Source organism: Bradyrhizobium oligotrophicum S58, from assembly GCF_000344805.1.
Taxonomy (GTDB): Bacteria; Pseudomonadota; Alphaproteobacteria; order Rhizobiales; family Xanthobacteraceae; genus Bradyrhizobium; species Bradyrhizobium oligotrophicum.
On record NC_020453.1, the window covers coordinates 4,399,110 to 4,417,045 of the forward strand.

Annotated in this window: 16 protein-coding genes; 11 read left to right on the forward strand and 5 right to left on the reverse strand. The window is 66.0% G+C overall.

Translation table 11 applies throughout. The features are described 5' to 3' along the window. Window positions 1-4: 4 nt before the first annotated feature. Together S58_RS18920 and S58_RS18925 are read left to right on the forward strand one after the other, a co-directional pair. Window positions 5-556 carry a phage tail protein gene (locus S58_RS18920; protein ID WP_015666967.1) on the forward strand — a complete coding sequence of 184 codons (552 nt, stop codon included), beginning with the start codon at window positions 5-7 and terminating at the stop codon, window positions 554-556. Between the two features lie 21 nt (window positions 557-577). After that, window positions 578-1,090: a GNAT family N-acetyltransferase gene (locus S58_RS18925; RefSeq protein WP_244440812.1), complete on the forward strand. Its 513-nt coding sequence runs from the start codon at window positions 578-580 to the stop codon at window positions 1,088-1,090. A 21-nt stretch (window positions 1,091-1,111) separates the two neighbouring features. Here S58_RS18925 and S58_RS18930 read toward each other — a convergent pair whose 3' ends face one another. After that, a complete protein-coding gene (locus S58_RS18930) occupies window positions 1,112-2,068 on the reverse strand; it encodes an alpha/beta fold hydrolase (protein ID WP_042340806.1) in 957 nt (318 codons plus the stop codon). A 271-nt stretch (window positions 2,069-2,339) separates the two neighbouring features. On the opposite strand from S58_RS18930, the gene S58_RS18935 reads away from it, so the two are divergent. The 7 genes from S58_RS18935 to S58_RS18965 all read left to right on the forward strand — a co-directional run bounded on the left by S58_RS18935 (window position 2,340) and on the right by S58_RS18965 (window position 9,839). After that, window positions 2,340-3,494: a D-alanyl-D-alanine carboxypeptidase family protein gene (locus S58_RS18935; RefSeq protein WP_377812431.1), complete on the forward strand. Its 1,155-nt coding sequence runs from the start codon at window positions 2,340-2,342 to the stop codon at window positions 3,492-3,494. Window positions 3,495-3,498: 4 nt separating this feature from the next. Further along, the gene (gene tmk / locus S58_RS18940; RefSeq protein WP_015666971.1) at window positions 3,499-4,179 is read left to right on the forward strand and encodes a dTMP kinase; all 681 of its coding nucleotides are present in this window, start codon (window positions 3,499-3,501) and stop codon (window positions 4,177-4,179) included. Continuing rightward, window positions 4,176-5,216: a DNA polymerase III subunit delta' gene (locus S58_RS18945; protein WP_015666972.1), complete on the forward strand. Its 1,041-nt coding sequence runs from the start codon at window positions 4,176-4,178 to the stop codon at window positions 5,214-5,216. The genes tmk and S58_RS18945 overlap by 4 nt, the downstream gene beginning before the upstream one ends. An 82-nt stretch (window positions 5,217-5,298) precedes the next feature. Continuing rightward, the gene (gene metG / locus S58_RS18950; protein WP_015666973.1) at window positions 5,299-7,449 is read left to right on the forward strand and encodes a methionine--tRNA ligase; all 2,151 of its coding nucleotides are present in this window, start codon (window positions 5,299-5,301) and stop codon (window positions 7,447-7,449) included. Next, window positions 7,449-8,240 (forward strand): TatD family hydrolase, encoded by a 792-nt coding sequence (locus S58_RS18955; protein WP_015666974.1) that lies wholly within the window; start codon window positions 7,449-7,451, stop codon window positions 8,238-8,240. Before metG ends, S58_RS18955 begins: the two co-directional genes overlap by 1 nt. Next, the gene (locus S58_RS18960) at window positions 8,237-9,037 is read left to right on the forward strand and encodes an MBL fold metallo-hydrolase (protein ID WP_015666975.1); all 801 of its coding nucleotides are present in this window, start codon (window positions 8,237-8,239) and stop codon (window positions 9,035-9,037) included. Before S58_RS18955 ends, S58_RS18960 begins: the two co-directional genes overlap by 4 nt. Window positions 9,038-9,209: 172 nt before the next feature. Then, a complete protein-coding gene (locus S58_RS18965; RefSeq protein WP_015666976.1) occupies window positions 9,210-9,839 on the forward strand; it encodes an antibiotic biosynthesis monooxygenase family protein in 630 nt (209 codons plus the stop codon). Between the two features lie 102 nt (window positions 9,840-9,941). Here S58_RS18965 and S58_RS18970 read toward each other — a convergent pair whose 3' ends face one another. The 3 genes from S58_RS18970 to S58_RS18980 form a co-directional block, all read right to left on the reverse strand. Then, window positions 9,942-11,585, reverse strand: coding sequence for an acyl-CoA synthetase (locus S58_RS18970; RefSeq protein ID WP_015666977.1), 1,644 nt, complete (start codon window positions 11,583-11,585; stop codon window positions 9,942-9,944). 28 nt (window positions 11,586-11,613) lie between these two features. Then, on the reverse strand, window positions 11,614-13,500 hold the full coding sequence (locus tag S58_RS18975; RefSeq protein WP_015666978.1) for a TRAP transporter large permease: 1,887 nt from the start codon (window positions 13,498-13,500) through the stop codon (window positions 11,614-11,616). Window positions 13,501-13,589: 89 nt separating this feature from the next. Further along, complete coding sequence (locus S58_RS18980; RefSeq protein WP_015666979.1) at window positions 13,590-14,609, reverse strand: TRAP transporter substrate-binding protein; 1,020 nt, start codon at window positions 14,607-14,609, stop codon at window positions 13,590-13,592. Window positions 14,610-15,084: 475 nt separating this feature from the next. Here S58_RS18980 and S58_RS18985 point away from each other — a divergent pair, with 475 nt between their 5' ends. Then, window positions 15,085-15,918, forward strand: a complete 834-nt coding sequence (locus S58_RS18985; protein ID WP_042340808.1) for a hypothetical protein — start codon at window positions 15,085-15,087, stop codon at window positions 15,916-15,918. Window positions 15,919-16,174: 256 nt separating this feature from the next. Then, window positions 16,175-16,780 (forward strand): TetR/AcrR family transcriptional regulator, encoded by a 606-nt coding sequence (locus tag S58_RS18990; protein ID WP_015666981.1) that lies wholly within the window; start codon window positions 16,175-16,177, stop codon window positions 16,778-16,780. Window positions 16,781-16,821: 41 nt separating this feature from the next. Here S58_RS18990 and S58_RS18995 read toward each other — a convergent pair whose 3' ends face one another. Then, window positions 16,822-17,874 carry a hypothetical protein gene (locus tag S58_RS18995; protein WP_015666982.1) on the reverse strand — a complete coding sequence of 351 codons (1,053 nt, stop codon included), beginning with the start codon at window positions 17,872-17,874 and terminating at the stop codon, window positions 16,822-16,824. Window positions 17,875-17,936 lie beyond the last annotated feature (62 nt).

Below are 17,936 nucleotides of genomic sequence, written 5' to 3' on the forward strand. Positions count from 1 at the left end.
CGACGTGTCAGATCCATATGTCGGCGAGATCCAGGCTTTCCCGTTCACCTTTGCGGCGGACGGATTCGGCGCTGGCGCCTGGCTGGCCTGCGCGGGGCAGGTGCTTCCGATCCAGCGGTACACGCTGCTGTTTGCCCTGATCGGCACCTTCTATGGCGGCAACGGCACGACCAATTTTCAGCTCCCCAATCTGAACGGGTGCATCACCAACAGCCAGGGTGATGGACCGGGATTGCAGCCACGCGTGCTCGGCGAGACGATCGGCGGCGCCACCGCGTTTCTGACGTCGGCCGAGCTGCCTGCGCACACCCATACCCTGCAGCTCGGAGGCAGAACCGCGGCCGATGCCGCCCCGGGGCCGGGCACCGGAGTGGGCATGGTGGCGATCGATCCGGCCTTCAACGGCTTCGTGGCGCCGCCCGCCACGACCACCTTCGCGCCCAACGCGGTGACCTTCAGCGGCCAGAGCATACCGCATGAGAACATGCAGCCGACCCAGGCGCTGATCTGGTGTATCGCCGTCAGCGGGGTTTTTCCGTCGTTCAACAACTCCTGACCGGACGGCGCGCGTTTGGCGGTGGCAGCAACGCGCATCGTGCTGCGTGACCCGCGCTTGCGGCTGCGGTGTGCCGAGGTTGAGGACGAGCCGTTCCTGCGCGATCTGTTCAAGGCCGTCAAAGGCGCACAGTTCGCTGCCGGCGGTCTTCCGTCTGCGATGCTCGATCTGGTTTTGGCACAGCAGTACCAGGCACAGACCGCGGGATACGCCGCCCAATTTCCCACGGCGCAATCGCTCCTCGTGCTGGAGGACGCCGCGCCGGTCGGCCGCCTTCTGCTCGACTGCCGTGCCGGGCGCTGGCACGTGGTCGACATCGCGCTGACGCCGGCCGTGCGCAATCGGGGTATCGGGCAGGGCGTGATGATGGGCGTCATTGCTGCGGCCCGGACGGAGGGCGCGCCAGCGGTAACGCTGACTATGTTGCGCACGAATGCAGGCGCCAGACGGTTCTACGGCCGGCTCGGCTTTACCGAGGCGAGTGCCGATTCAACCGCCTCGCATCTGACGATGCACATCGTGACCGGCGGTTGATCGAAGGGCGTCTCCTGCGCGTCACGCGTCGGAAGGAGCGACATCGTTCAGGAACGCGATCAGCGCCGCATTCACCTCATCAGCACATTCCTGCTGGATCCAATGCCCAGCGCCCTCGATGATCAGCTTGCGCGTGAGATTCGGCAGCACGCGCTCCATCTCCTGAACGCGCTTGGCGCCGATCAGTCCGGTCACGACCGCATCCTCGCTGCCGGCGATGAACAGCGCCGGTTGCCGGATCGGCGCATCCTGCCAGGGCGCGGTCAGCTCCCAGTTGCGATCGATATTGCGGTACCAGTTGAGGCCGCCGCGGAAACCGGAGGTCCGGTAGGCCGCGATGAAGTGTGCGAGGTCGGCCTCGCTCAGCCAGGGCGGCAGGGGAAGGTCAGGGTTCGCCTGGCCGAGGAATCCATTGTCGGGTGCGACGAACAGCGATTGCGGATCGGAGAAGCCGCGCGCCAGCATCGTGCGCATGGTCAGCATCACGTCGCGCTCGAACTCGGCTTCGGCGACGCCCGGCGTCTGAAAATACTGCCAGTAGAAGTTCTCGATGCCGCCGGCGCGGAGTGTGTCGAGCGGCCGGCCGCGGCCGCGGAACGGGGGCGGCACGCTCAGGCCCGCGACCGCCGTGAACACGTCCGGGCGGAACAGCGCCGCGTGCCAGGCCACCGGCGCGCCCCAGTCATGGCCGATGATCACGGCCTGGCGCTCGCCGAGCGCTCCGACCAGCCCCACCATGTCGCCGACGATGTCGAAGATCGTATAGGCGCCGATGTCGGCAGGCGCCTGCGAACCGCCGAAGCCGCGCATGTCGGGCGCCACGACCCGATAGCCCGCGGCGGCGAGTGCCGGAATCTGGTGCCGCCAGGAATAGGACAGTTCGGGCCAGCCGTGGCACAGCACCACGAGTGGTCCTTCGCCCTGCTGGCGCACGAACAGCTCGATCCCATTCGCCTTGACGATCCCAGTCGATGACACCGCTTCCACCCTCGATTTCTTGATTTTGATTGTCGGTCCCGATCGACGTATCGCACCACGTGCGGGGCCATGCAAATCACGGGACAGCGGCCGCACCCGCTGGACTGCCGAGTTGTTTGCGCACCGCCCAGCTGGTAGAATCCAAGCGCGTTCCAGAGCTTAGCCGATGGATTTCATGACCTTACCGTTCCGCCGCGCCGGTTTCACGTCCGGACGGACGACGCGCGCGCTCATAGCCCTCGCGGCCGTGGTCGCCGTCGGCTGGAGCGGCATGCTCTACGCTGCCAACCAGAGCGTCCAGGGGGCACGGAAGGAGGACGGTGGCTTCGATGGCGATGCGCCGACCGCGATCCTGGTCGAGGCCAATAGCGGCAGCGTGCTGTTCGAGAAGAACGCCGACGAGCTCCGCGCGCCCTCCAGCATGATGAAGCTGATGACGGCCGAGGTCGTGTTCAATGCCGTCAAGCAGGGCACGATCAAGCTCAACGACGAATACCGGATCAGCGAGAATGCCTGGCGCCGGGGCGGGGCGCCGGCCGGCGGCTCGACGATGTTTGCCGCGCTGAACAGCAAGGTGTCGGTCAGCGACCTCCTGTCCGGCGCGATCATCCAGAGTGGCAACGACGCCTGCATCGCGCTCGCCGAGGGCATGGCCGGCAACGAGAAGATCTTCGCGGCCGACTACATGACCAAGCGGGCGCGCGAGCTCGGGCTGACCAAATCGACCTTTGCGAATTCCAACGGGCTGCCCGACCCCGGCAACAAGATGACCGTCCGCGAGCTTTCGATGCTCGCCCGCCACATCATCCTGGATTTCCCCGAGTTCTATAAGATCTTCGGCGAGAAGGAATTCACCTGGAACAAGATCCGGCAGCAGAATCGCAATCCCTTGCTGAACGCGATGGAAGGCGCCGACGGGCTCAAGACCGGGTTTACCAAGGAGGGCGGCTACGGCATGGTCGGCTCGGCCGTGCAGAACGGCACGCGGCTGATCGTGGTCGTCAATGGGCTCGAGGACCCCGAGGACCGCGCCACGGAAGCCAAGAAGATGCTGGAATGGGGCTTCCGCAACTTCGAGACCCGCACTCTGTTTGCAGCGGATCAGCCGGTCGGCTACGCCAAGGTGTTCGGCGGCGAGAGCCGCTCGGTGAAGCTGTCGAGCCCGGTGCCGCTCAAGGTGATGGTGCAGAAGAACGGCGGCGACAAGCTGATCGCGCGCATCGTGTATAGCGGCCCGGTCAAGGCTCCGGTCGAGCCCGGGCAGAAGGTCGGGGTTGTCAGGGTCTGGCGCGGCCCCAATATCGCCATGGAGGCCCCCGTCTATGCTGCGGAGGCGGTGGGCAGGGGGTCCACGATGCGGCGCGCGATCGATGGGGCCAGCGAGCTCGTGATCGGGATGTTCCGCGCCGGAGCCGAGAAGCTCTAGAGACATGGCGGATTTAGCTTTGAAACGTGGTCCGGGCCGCGGTCGATTTGTCACCTTCGAGGGCGGCGAGGGCGCCGGAAAATCCACGCAGATCAAGCTGTTGGTGGATCGTCTGGAGAAGGAGGGTGTCCGCGTCGTCCTGACCCGTGAGCCCGGCGGCTCGCCGGGCGCCGAGATCATGCGCCACCTCGTGTTGTCCGGCATGGGCAAGCTGCTCGGTCCCGAGGCCGAGACGCTGCTGTTTGCGGCCGCCCGCGACGACCACGTGCGCAACGTGATTCTGCCGGCGCTGAACCAGGGCAGCTGGGTGCTGTGCGACCGCTTCTTCGATTCGACGCGGGCTTACCAGGGCAGCCAGGGCAAGGTCGCACCCGACGTGCTCAATGCGATGCAGCGGGTGACGATCGGCGATCTCAAGCCCGATCTGACCGTCATCCTGGACGTACCTGCCGATGTCGGGATGCAACGGGCGGCGGCCCGGCGTGGCGATGGCGCACCCGATCGCTTCGAGGGCGAGGACCTCAAGTTCCATCAGGGGCTGCGCGAGGCCTTCCGCAAGATCGCGGCTGACGATCCCAAGCGTTGTGTCCTGATCGACGCCACGGCGAGCGCCGATTCTGTCTCGCATATCGTCTGGGATGCGGTCCGCGAGCGCCTGTTCACGGCGGTGGCGGCAGCCTCATGAGCGCGCGCAAGGTCGAGCCCGAGATCGCGGTCCGTCATCCGCGCGAGACCAGCGCCTTGTTCGGGCATCACGAGGCCGAGGCCGCGCTGCTTTCGGCCTATCGCAGCGGGCGGATGGCGCATGCCTGGCTGATCGGCGGCCCCCAGGGCATTGGCAAGGCGACGCTGGCCTATCGCATGGCGCGCTTCGTGCTGGCGCACCGCGATCCCGCGTCCGCCACGGTCCGGGCTGCCAATTCACTCCATGTCGATCCGGACGACCATGTCGCGCGGCTGATCGCCTCCGAGGCGCATGGTGGTCTGCTGACCTTGGAGCGCTCCGCCAACGACAAGGGCGTGCTGCGCACGGTCATCACCGTCGACGAGACCCGCGAGACGATCTCCTTCTTCGGCTCCACCGCCGCCGTCGAGGGCTGGCGGGTGTGCATCGTCGACACTGTCGACGAGCTCAATCCCAACGCCGCCAACGCGCTGCTCAAGATCCTCGAGGAACCGCCGCAGCAATCGCTGTTCCTGCTGGTCAGCCACGCGCCGGCGCGGGTGCTTGCCACCATCAAGTCGCGCTGCCGAAGGCTTTCGCTGCGGGCGCTGACGACCGAGGACGTCGTCAGGGCTGCGGCCGAGGCCACCGGCATGGATGCGGCCGATCCGGCCCTGCGCGAGGCGGCCGCGGCTTCCGAGGGCAGCGTCGCGCGGACCTTGATGCTGCTGGGCGGCGACGGCCTGCAACTCCAGACCCGGACCGCGGCACTGCTCGCGACCCTGCCGCGGATCGACCCGGGCGAACTGCATGCCCTGGGCGATTCGCTCGGCACCAGCGACCGCGTGGCGCTGGCGAGCTTCCTCGACAGCATCGAGCGCTGGGTCGCGGACCGGCTGCGCACTGACGATCCCAGCGCGGAACTGCCGCGCCTTGCACGGCTGGCGGAGGTATGGGAAAAGATCGTCCGCGCCGCGCGCGACACCGAATCCTATAATCTGGAGCGAAAACCGCTGGTTTTCTCGGTGTTCGGGATGCTCGCCGAAGCCACGCGGTAACCGCGCCGACCATCATCCCGGGATCATCGGAATCAGTACTCGTTCGGAATCTCCGTCCGACGTCGTCAAAGAGGAATTTGCCGTGGCCAAGGCCAGCAAGACAACCGTGAAGAAGGGCAAGCCGGCGGGCAAGAGCGCCGCGAAGAAGGCTGCCGGCAAGGCGCCCGCGAAGGCCAAGGCCAGCACGACCAAAGCCAAGGCGAAGGCAGCGAAGGACAAGGACGCCAAGACGAAGGTGACCAAGACGAAGGTGACCAAGACGAAGGCGACCAAGGCGAAGGCTGCCAAAGCCAAGACGGCGTCGGCGACAGCCAACGGCAAAGCACCAAAGGCCAAAGCGACCAAGGGCATCGCCAAAAAGGCTGTGAAGGCGCCTGCCAAGAAGGCCGCTGCAAAGCCTGCAGCGCCACCGGCCAAGAAGGTGGCGGCGAGGCCCGCCGCAACGAGCAAGCCCGCGGCTGCAAAGAAACCGGCAGCAACGAAACAGCCTGCCGTGCCGAAGAAGGCTGCGCCCGCCGCCGCTGAACCGTCGAAGCCGTCAAGCGCCGCAAAGCCGAAGGCGCCGCGCCGGCCGAAGGTCGAGACCGCGACTGTTGTCGAGATCGAGATGACCGAGATCGACATCGTGGAGGTCGAACTTCCCGAGAACGCGGAAGCTGCTGCTGCTCCCGTCGCAGCAGCGCCGGTCGACAACAACACCTTCTACGTCACCACAGCGATCGCCTATCCCAACGGCAACCCGCATATCGGTCACGCCTATGAGGCGATCGCGACCGATGCGATCGCGCGCTTTGCGCGGCTCGACGGCAAGGACGTGTTCTTCCTGACCGGCACAGACGAGCACGGCTTGAAGATGGTGCAGACGGCGCAGAACGAGGGCCTGACGCCGTCGGAGCTCGCGACCCGCAATGCCGGCCGCTTCCGCGAGATGGACGAGCGGCTGAACGTCTCGTTCGACCGCTTCATCCGCACCACCGAGCCCGCGCATCACAACTCGGTGCAGGCGATCTGGAATCGCATGCATCAAAACGGCGATATCTACGCCGACACCTATGCCGGCTGGTACTCGGTGCGCGACGAGGCCTATTACGCCGAGGACGAGACCGTCGTCGGCACTGACGATGTCCGCCGCGGTCCGCAGGGCACGCCGGTGGAGTGGGTCGAGGAGAAGAGCTACTTCTTCCGCCTGTCGGCCTATCAGGACAGGCTGCTCGCGCTCTATGAGAGCCAGCCGGATTTCATCGGGCCGGATGCACGCCGTAACGAGATCATCAGCTTCGTCAAAGGCGGACTGAAGGACCTCTCGATCTCGCGCACCACCTTCGACTGGGGCGTCCGCGTGCCCCACGACGAGGAGCACGTGATGTATGTCTGGGTCGACGCGCTCACCAACTACATCACGGGCGTCGGCTTTCCCGACGAGAGCGATGCGAACTGGAAGTACTGGCCGGCCGACGTGCACGTCATCGGCAAGGACATCATCCGCTTCCACGCGGTGTTCTGGCCGGCGTTCCTGATCTCGGCCGGCGTGCCCGTGCCGAAGCGGGTCTACGCCCATGGCTTCCTGTTCAACAGGGGCGAGAAGATGTCGAAATCGGTCGGCAACGTCGTCGATCCGTTTACGCTCGCCGACCAGTATGGTGTCGACCAGCTGCGCTATTTCTTCCTGCGCGAGGTGCCGTTCGGCCAGGACGGCAACTACAATCACGAGGCCATCGTCGCGCGCATCAATGCCGATCTCGCCAACGACCTCGGCAATCTCGCGCAGCGTTCGCTGTCGATGATCACGAAGCAGCTTGGCGGCCTGCTGCCGGAGCCGGGCGAGTTCTCGGCCAACGACAAGGCGATCCTGGCCGAGGCCGATGCGATGATCGGCGCGGCGCGGAAAGCCATGGCGACGCAGCAGATCCACCAATGGCTCAATGCCGTGTGGTCGGTCGTGGCCGAGGCCAACCGTTATTTCGCGGGCGAGGCGCCGTGGGCGTTGGCCAAGACCGATCCGGCGCGCCAGCACACGGTGCTCTACGTCACCGCCGAGGTGATCCGGCAGGTCGCGATCCTGACCCAGCCGGTGATGCCCGCGGCCTCGGCGAAGCTGCTCGATAGCCTGGGGATCCCCGAGGACGAGCGGACCTTTGCGTGGCTCGGCGGCGAGGTCCGGATCGTGGCAGGCACGCAACTGCCGGCGCCGCAGGCGGTGTTCCCGCGCTACATCGAGCCGACGGCGGCGTGATGCTGGTCGACAGCCATTGCCATCTGGATTTTCCGGATTTTGCCGAGGATCTGGACGGCATCGTCACGCGTGCCGCCGCGGCTGGAGTGGGCCGCCTAGTGACAATCTCGACGCGGGTGCGCAGGCTGCCCGAGTTGCTCGCGATCGCCGAGCGTTTCGACAACGTCTACTGCTCGGTCGGCACCCATCCGCACAATGCGGATGAGGAGGATGGCATCGCGGCCGAGGAGTTGATCGCGCTGACCAGCCATCCGAAAGTGGTCGCGCTCGGCGAAGCCGGGCTCGATAACTTCTACGACCATGGCTCCAAGGACGCCCAGGAGCGGGGTTTCCACGCTCACATCGCTGCGGCCCGCGCGACCGGCCTGCCGTTGGTGATCCACACCCGCGAGGCCGACGAGCAGTGCGGCCGCATCCTCGAGCAGGAGATGGCGCAGGGACGTTTCCAGGCCGTGCTGCATTGCTACACCGGCGGACGCGAGCTGGCGATGAAGGCGATCGACCTCGGACTGCACATCTCGTTCACGGGCATCGTGACGTTCAAGAAATCGGACGCACTTCGCGCGCTTGCCGCCGAGGTGCCGGCCGATCGCATCATGGTCGAGACCGACGCCCCGTATCTCGCGCCCGGCAAGTTCCGCGGCAAGCGCAACGAGCCGGCCTATGTGGTCGAGACCGCCAAGGTGCTGGCGGAAGCGCGCGGCGTCTCGTTCGAGGAGTTCTCGCGCCAGACCACCGAGACCTTCTTCAAGCTGTTTTCCAAGGTGCCCCGGCCCGAGGTGCTGGCATGACGCTGACGCTCACCATCCTCGGCTGCGGCTCTTCGGCGGGCGTGCCGCGCCCGGCGCTGGGGTGGGGCGCCTGCGATCCCAACAATCCCAGGAATCGTCGCCGGCGCTGCTCGCTGCTGGCCGAGCGCCGTGGGCCGCATGGCGTGACGCGCGTCGTGATCGACACTTCACCTGATCTGCGCGAACAGCTGATCGACACTGAGGTCGATCATATCGATGCGGTGTTCCTGACCCATGAGCATGCCGACCAGACCCACGGCATCGACGACCTGCGCTCGGTGGTCATGCACCAACGGCGGCGCATTCCGGTCTACCTGAACCAGTCGACCGCCAAGGACATCATGCATAGGTTCTCCTATTGCTTCGTGTCGCCTGCGGGCAGCGACTATCCGCCGATCCTGACCCAGCATGCGATCGAGGCCGGCGAGACCCAGGCGGTGGAAGGCAAGGGCGGCGAGATGAAGCTGACCGCGTTCCTGGTCCAGCACGGCAACATTCCCGCGCTGGGCTATCGCATCGGCAACGCCGCCTACACGCCGGACCTCAACGACATCCCGGAGGAGAGCTGGGGCGCGCTGGAGGATCTCGATCTCTGGATCGTCGACGGCCTGCGCCCCGCCTCGCATCCCAGGCATTTTTCGGTCAACGACGCACTGGCCTGGATCGAGCGCTTCAAGCCGAAGCGCGCGGTCATCACCAACATGACCGCCGATCTCGACTACGAGGTGCTGCGCCAGAGCCTGCCGGAGGGCGTGGTCCCGGCGTATGACGGGATGCGGCTGGAGCTGACTGCGTAGGGTGGGCAAGGCGCGGACATGCTCTGGCCCCTTGCGAAGTCGCCATGGTGCGTGCCCACCATCTTGCTGATGAATTTGCCGGCGGACGGTGGGCACGCGCCGCCTGACGGCGCGCTTTGCCCACCCTACGCAGCAACTGTCATTTACGCGAACTAACAAGGAGCAGCTTGCCATGCTGTCGCTGTTCTTCGAGGTCGAGGTCAAGCCGGGACGGCTCGACCAGTATCTGCAGCTCGCCGCCGCGCTGCGGCCCGAGCTCGACGCGCTCGGCGGCTGCCTGTTCCTCGACCGCTTCAGGAGCCTGTCGCGCGACAATCTGATCCTGTCCTACCAGATCTGGCAGGATGAGGGCGCCATGACCGCCTGGCGCGTCCACGCCCATCACCACGACATCCAGACGCTGGGCCGCGACAAGGTGTTCTCCGACTATCGTCTGCGCGTCGCCGAGCTGGTCCATGAGGTCAGGCCGGGGCAGGCGGCCTGGACGCCGGAGCGGCGCGGGACGTACAATGATCCGACGCGGCGTGCGCCGACTTATGTGCTGGTGGTCGAGACCGCGGCGCAACAGCTGAGCATCGCGGCGGATCTGCCGGTCGCGAGCTTCTCCAGCGTCTATCGCGAGGGCCGCTTCGCGCATCTGATCGAGCTGCCGGACGAGGCGACCGGCGTGGCGTTGAGCATGCGACTTCTCACCGAACCCGGCGCTGACAACATCCGCGTCGTCGAGATCACCCGCGACTACGGCATGTACGACCGCCGCGAGGCGCCGCAGTACTATCCGGAGAAGAGCAGACATTTGTAGCTTCGTCATTGCGAGCGAAGCGAAGCAATCCAGGGCGAGCGGGGACTCTGGATTGCTTCGCTTCGCTCGCAATGACGGCTTAATTGATATCCTGCCTCTCAGCTACGCCGAGATCGCCTTCGCCGAGTCGACCTGATTGCGCAGCAGGAATTTCTGGATCTTCCCCGTCGACGTCTTCGGAATCGGGCCGAACACGATCGTCTTCGGCGTCTTGAAGCCGGACATGTGGCTGCGGCAATAGGCGATGATTTCGGCTTCCGTCGCCTGCGCGCCGTCCTTGAGTTCGACGAAGGCGCAGGGCACTTCGCCCCATTTCGGATCGGGCTTGGCGACGACCGCTGCGAACAGCACGGCCGGGTGCTTGTAGAGGATGTCCTCGACCTCGACGGAAGAGATGTTCTCGCCGCCGGAGATGATGATGTCCTTGGAGCGGTCCTTGATGATGACGTAGCCGTGCTCGTCGAGAACGCCGAGATCACCTGTATGGAACCAGCCGCCAGCGAAGGCCTCGGCCGTCGCCTTCTCGTTCTTGAGATAGCCCTTCATGACGATGTTGCCGCGGAACATGACCTCGCCGATGGTCTCGCCATCGCGCGGAACCTCCTGCATCGTCTCCGGATCGAGCACGGTGACGGCTTCCTGCAAAGGATAAGGCACACCCTGGCGGCGCTTCAGCCGGGCGCGCTCGGGCGCCGGCAGGTCGTCCCAACCGGGCTGCTCGGCGCAGACGGAGGCGGGGCCGTAGACCTCGGTCAGGCCGTAGACATGGGTCAGCTTGATGCCGATGCTCTCGGCGCCTTCGAGCACCGCGACCGGCGGCGCGGCGCCAGCGATCAGCCCCACCACGGGCTTCTCGCGCTTGCCCTTGGGCGCGTCGGGCGCGTTGATCAGCACGTTGTAGACGATCGGCGCGCCGCACATGTGGGTGACACGGTGGGCCTTGATCAGCTCGAAGATCTTCGTCGGCTCGACCTTGCGCAGGCAGACGTTCACGCCGGCTGCGGCGGCCATCGTCCAGGGGAAGCACCAGCCGTTGCAGTGGAACATCGGCAGGGTCCAGAGATAGACCGGATGCTGACCGAGCCCGCCCGCGAGGATGTTGCTGACGGCGTTGAGATAGGCGCCGCGGTGATGCGTGACGACGCCCTTGGGATTGCCCGTGGTACCCGACGTGTAGCTCATCGCGATCGCATCCCACTCATCAGTGGGACGGCGCGGCTCGAACGCCGGATCGCCTGACGCGACGGCGGCTTCGTATTCGATTTCGCCGATGCGGCTGCCGCCGGCGTAGGAGGCGTCATCGACGTCGATCACGAACGGCTTCGGGCCACTCATCAGCTTGAGCGCCTCGCTGATCACGCCGGAGAATTCGGGATCGACCAGGATGATCCTGGCTTGGCCATGATCGAGCTGGAACGCGATCGACGGCGCATCGAGGCGGATGTTGAGCGTGTTGAGCACCGCGCCGGCCATCGGCACCGCGAAATGGGCCTCGTTCATGGCCGGGATGTTCGGCAGCATCGCAGCGACCGTGTCGCCGACGCCGATGCCGCGGCCAGCGAGATACGACGCGAAGCGCCGGCAGCGCTCATAGGTCTGGCGCCAGCTGAAGCTGCGGCCCTCATAAACCGTGCTGACGTGGTCAGGATAGACGGCGGCGCTGCGCGCCAGGAAGCTGAGCGGGGTCAGCGGCACATAGTTCGCGGGCGTCTTGTCCAGGCCGAGCTGATACTGGTTCGTGCTCATCACCACCCTCCCTCATCGTCTGAAGAGTTTACAGGAACCCGATCGAAATCCACGGAAAAATCGCAACTACGATGAGGCCGATGAGAAGCGCCAGCAGGTAGCCCCAGATCGGGCGGATGCCCTCGGCGGGGTCGACCCGGCCGATGGCGCAGGCCGCGTAATATCCGACCCCGAAGGGCGGCGCGAACAGGCCGATTCCCATCGCCAGGATGATCACCATGGCATAATGCACCTCGTGCACGCCGACGGCCCGCGCGATCGGAAACAGCAGCGGCCCGAACAGCACGATCGCCGGAATGCCCTCCAGCACGCTGCCGAGGATCGTAAAGGCCACGATCGAGACCGCGATGAACGTTGCCGGGCCACCCGGCAGTCCGGTCATAGCGGCTGCCAGCGCGCGCGAGAAGCCGGACTGCGTCAGGCCCCAGGCCATGCCGGTCGCGGTGCCGATGATCATCAGGATGGCGCCGGACAGCGCCGCGGTCTCGATCAGCATCGGCATCAGGCGGCGCCAATCGAAACGGCGATAGACCAATAGGCCCGCCAGCACGCCATAGACGATGCCGATGGTCGAGACTTCGGTCGCCGTCGCGATGCCCTCGACGACGGCGGCGCGGATCACGAAGGGCAGGGCCAGGGCAGGGACCGAGACGATGAAGGCCTTGCCGATCTCGGCGGCCGTGGCGCGCCGCACGCCGCTCATGTCCTCGTTACGATAGCGCCACCACACCAGCGCACACAGCGTGATCGCAAGCACCACGCCCGGCAGCAGGCCGCCGGTGAACAGCGCCGCGATGGACACGCCGGTGACCGAGCCGATCGTGATCAGCACCAAGCTCGGCGGGATGGTCTCGGTCTGGGCGCCGGTGGCGGAGAGCAGGGCGACGAGGTCGCCGGGCTTGGCGCCGCGCGCCTTCATTTCCGGAAACAGCACCGGCGCGACCGCGGCCATGTCGGCTGCCTTGGCGCCGGAGATGCCGGACACGAGGTACATCGCGCCGACCAGCACGTAGTGCAGTCCGCCGCGCACATGACCGAGCAGGCTCGCCAGGAACGTGACCATCGCGCGCGCCATGCCGGTCATCTCGATCAGCAGGCCGAGAAAGACGAACAGCGGCACCGACAGCAGGATCAGGTGGCTCATGCCCTCGTCCATGCGCCCGACCAGCACCATCAGCGGCGTGCGCGTCGTCAGCGCCAGATAGCCGAAGATGGCAAGGCCGAACGCGAACGCGATCGGGACGCCGGCGAAGACGCACAGGCCGACCACGCCGACGAAGAAGATCACGAGGTTGAGATTGCCGAGCGGCTTCAACAGCGGCTGCGCCAGCCAGAACAGCGCGACGATGGCTGCGATGGACGCCACGGCCAAGAGCATGGTTTTGAGATTGGCGGTGCGGGCGAGGCGGATGAGGGCGAACAACGCCATCAGACCAATGCCGACCGGCAGCGCGGCGGCGCGCCAGATGTTTTCGATCTGCAGCGCCGGCGTGGTGATGAAGCTTTCCTCGTAGGCGTATTCCCACGATGGCCAGGCGATCATGACCAGGAACGCCAGCGCCGCGGCCGTGGCGACCAGATCGAGATAGGCCCGCATGGCCGGGCTTGCGCGTGCCACCATCGCGGTCATCCGCATATGCTCGCCGCGGCGGAACGCCACCGCGGCGCCGAGCATGGCCAGCCACAGGAACAGGATCGAGGCCAGTTCGTCCGACCAGATCAACGGCCGGTGCAGTCCGTAGCGCGCGACGACACCTGCGAACAGGATGACGATCTCGGCGACGACCAGCAGCGCGGCCGGGATCTCGACCAGAAGGCCCATCCATGCATCGAGCGTATCGAGCCAGGACCGGCGGCGAGGGGTCTCGATGACCACCTCGCTGATGGCAATTTCCGTGAACTCGGCATGCGCCATGACGTCACCCGAACGCGTCTACGTCATTTCTGTTTTGAGCATGGGCTTTTCGGAAAACCGGTTTCCAGTTTTCCGGATCATGCGCAAGGTTACGACAGCTTGCCGACCGCCTTCTCCAGCAGCGCCCAGGCCTCGTCGCCGTACTTGCCCTTCCACTCGGCATAGAAGCCGGCGGTGCGCAGCTTGTCGCGGAATGGCGCCACGGTGGGCTGATTGAAGATCAGGCCCTTCGAGGCGAGCTCCGCTTGCAGGCCGGCATTGAGCTTGGCGACGTCCTCGCGCTCCTTCACGGCGGCCGCGTTGATGTGCTTGGCGACGATCGCCCGCATGTCGGCCGGCACGGCCTCCCAGGCGCGACGGTTCGCCAGGAACCAGAAGCCGTCCCACATGTGGTTGGTCAGCGAGCAGTATTTCTGCACCTCGTACAGCTTGGCTGTCGAGATGATCGCCAGCGGATTTTCCTGGCCCTCGACCACCTTGGTCTGCAGCGCCGAATAGACCTCGCTGAAATTGATCGAGGCGGGCGCCGCCTCGAACGCCTTGAACATCGAGGTCCACAACGGCGACACCGGCACGCGGATCTTGAATCCCTTGAGATCGTCGGGGCCATTGATCGGCTTGGTCGACGACGTCGTCTGGCGGAAGCCGTTGTCCCAGATCTTGTCCATGACCATCAGGCCGGCCTTGTTGATCTGGCCGCGCACATAGGTGCCGAGATCGCCATCCATGGCCTTCCAGACCGTGTCGTAGTCCGGGAACGCGAAGCCGATGCCGTTGATCGAGGCCGCCGGCACCAGGGTCGCCAGGATCAGCCCGGACAGCGTGAAGAACTCGACGCCGCCGGAGCGGATCTGGCTCAGCATGTCGGTGTCGGAACCGAGCTGGTTGTTCGGGAAGATCTGCAGGTCGAACTTGCCGTTGGTCTCCGCCTTGATCGCCGCCGCCATCTCCTTGGCGCGGACGTTGAGCGGATGGGTGTCGGGCAGGTTGTTGGCGTACTTGTAAGTGAATTCGGCGCTCTGCGCGCGCGCCACATGCGGCGCTGCGATTCCACCCCATACGGCTGACGCTGCGGAGGCCTTCAACAGCGCGCGTCGTGACAGGCTCATGCTCGTTTCTCCCTTGAGAAGCTTCTTCTTGTCGAATCTTGTACCGCATGACGAACCGAATCCGGCGACATCACGGGCTTCATCAGCGCTTATTGCAGCGATGGACGAAGGCAGCAACATCGGCGTTCGCCGCAGGCGGTCTGGAGCGGCGTTTTGGCCGTTAGGCGGACATCGGGCTGGGCGCGTCGACGAAGCGCGCCGGAGGCGAGTGGCTGCCACGGTTGGTGAGGTTTTTGGAGCAAGCTCTTGAACTTCCTCAGCATATGAATATTCCATAATATACCTTATGCGAATTGGCTATACGCTGCTCCTGCAATGGGAGAGCCATACGACGGCCGCCCTCGGACACGTCGGCGCTTGTGCGAAATCGCCCCTCGCTCGTCACGCCGCAGTCTTCCTTTGGTCAAAGCCCCCGGGTCAAAAGCGCTTCCTTCAGGATTGGGCACGGGGCGTATTGCGTATGGGACCCGAGGACATGCCAGTTCAGTCGACGCCGAAGGAAGTTGATCCGGGCGATGTCGCGCTGTCGCCCGACGACGATATCTGCGAGGACATCTATCAGCGGGTGCTGGCCGAGGTGCGCGCGCGCATCGATCAGCGGATCGCGGCCATCGAGGCCCAGGCCGCCGCTGATGCGGTCGAGGCCGCCGAGCCCGCTGCAGATGGCGAGCGCGTGGACGCGCCTCCCACGGCCCGGCGCCGGCCCGTGTTGCGGGCGGCGATCACGCTGATGGCCTCAGCCGGCCTCGTCGGCGCGGCCGTCACCTTGGCGCGGGACCATACGGAGACCATCACCTCCGTCACCGACCGGATCGAAGCAGCAGTTCAATCGATCCGTCGTGAGAACCCCCAGACGGCGACTCCGGCCGTCGCACCACAGACCGCGGCGATCGGATCGAGCGCGGCTGAGACGACAGAGCCGCCCCCTGCCTCACCATCACCATCCGCCTCACCATCACCCGAGACGTCATCAGCGTCAGCACCAGCATCGACGCGCTCCGGCGATCCATCGTCTGCGATGGCGGAGGCGACGCCCGAGCATGACATGCCGTCCGTTCCTGACCGGGACGTCGCGCCGCTGATCGAGAAGATCGCGCATGATCTGACCGAACTGCAGACCGGGTTTCAGGAGCTCAAGTCCAGCCAGGAGCAGGCCCACCGCGATCACACCAGGGCGATCGAACAGCTGCAGGCCAGCCAGGACCAACTCGCGCGGGCTTTCCGCGCGTCGAAGACCGAGGCGACGACCGTCGGCGCGGCTGCGCGCCTGGCGCCCCGGCCGCCTCCCGCGCGCCCGCCTCGCTTCTGAGAGATTCCGCGGCACGATCCTGCTGATGGAAGCTCGGGGGGCGCCGCCTGCGGGCCGCCGCGCCGGCTCAGGAACCGGACCGCCGCTGTCGTGCGTTCCCGTGCTGCGGACAGCCATCTCATGCACACGGCCTCGCCGTTCTTCTCTGCCCATTCGACGGCGACCTTGGGCAAGGCCTCCCCGTAGATCAAAACAGTCAGCATTGACTGTAACGTTCGCGGTTGATACAGTCAATGCTGACTGTCGGGGGAGCCCCGTGCCTAGAATTGCGAAGAGCGCGGTCGGAGCCGAGGCCACACGGTCGCGAATCCTGAACGCTGCCGTCGAATGCCTGATCGAAAGCGGCGTGGCTGGCACCACGACGCTCGCCGTACAGCACCGGGCCGACGTCAGCCGCGGCGCCCTGCTCCATCATTTCCCGACGCACGCCGCTCTGCTGGCCGCGAGCGTGACCGAATTGGTCCGTCGCAACGAGAGGGCGGTAGCGCAGAGCCGCGCCCGGGCTCGTCCGGCAGATACCCTCATTGCAGCGGTCGAGACGCTGGCCTTCGCTGCGCGTCAGCCGGCCTATCTCGCGGAGCTGGAGCTCTGGGCCGTCGCGCGCACCGACACGGCGTTGAAGCAGGCCTTGATCGCGGCCGAACGCGGCGCGCGCAGGGATCTCGAACACGTCTATTCCCAGCTCTTCGGCAAGTGGACCGATTCCGACCGCTATAGTGAGCTCGTGGAGCTGACACTCCACTTCATCAGAGGTCTGGCGATCTCCGAGACCATCCACGTCTCGGCGAGACGGCGCGAGCGTCTCGTGACGGTCTGGGCCGATGCCATGCGGGCGCTCCTGGGAGCGAAGGCCAAGTCGTGACGGAAGCCGCCGCTGGGCAGCCGATAGGGCGCGGCCTGTCCTCAGCAGAAGCGCCACGCCCAGCGGGCGTCGCCGCGATCGCGCCTCTCGGTGACCTCGATCCTCATGAAGCGGTCGTGCGCGAGCGCTGCGCCGACCCAGAGCTCGTTCCAGGCATCGAACACGGCCGGCGAAAGGTTCTCCCGCTCCGACATCAGACGCCACGATGTCTGGCTCACGAACGTGGAGCCGTCGTCCTGCCGCAGCTCGGCGTCATCGCCCTGTCCGCACGCCAGCCGCGTAAACGCTTTGGCGAATCCTGCGGCGCCGGGCTCGACGCCGCCGAGAAGTGCGGCGACGTCGTCAAAGGTGTGCATGCCGATCAGCCTCGCCGCGGCGCCGGCCAGATGGCCGCCCTGTTCCGGACCGAGGGCTGTGACCGTCTCCGGCACGATCGAGGTGATGTACTCCATCGCGTAGTTGCGGAGCACTTTGTGGAGGCGCTCTTCGGGCCAGGCATCTTCCGGAAGTCTGGGCGCGCGAGCGGGATCGAACGGCGGGCACCGCTCGCCCGGCGCAAATTGAAGCCGCTCCTCTGGAGCAAGTTCGTGGTCCCATTCCTTGTAGTAGCCTTCGAGCCCAGGCTGGCCGTCGACGGTCTGCCCGGTGCAGACGAAGCCGAGCCTGGGGTTGTCGAGCACGACACCATTGTTGGCATGCCATCCCCACAGCATCGCGCGCGAAACCTCGGAAGGAATGCCGCAGATGGCCGTGCCCGACCAGATCCATCGGGGCGGCGGATAGCGCACCCAGGCCTTGCGGTCGCTCTCGTAGACGTATTCGACCTTCACGCCGCCGACCTGGTTGGACAGATAGTGGTACTGCGCGCAGGCCACCGCGTCCGGCAGGCCGTCGAGACCGAGCTTCGTCAGACCCGGCAGGAAGCGGGCCAACTGCTGCCGGCGGAAGGTCCGGAAGACGATCTCCGCGGCGCGCTGCGCGCCGGCCCGCGAGGACAGCATCAGGATGAGGCCGGTCAGGTAGGCGTGATAGATCAGCTCGACGGCGCGATACGCTGCGACGTCGGCAGCGGTTTCCTGGCTCTTGGCGTTCAACGCTCCGCCTCCCGAAATTCGCCGACGTCGTGCCCCGAACTTTCGGCCAGGCGTCGTCGCGC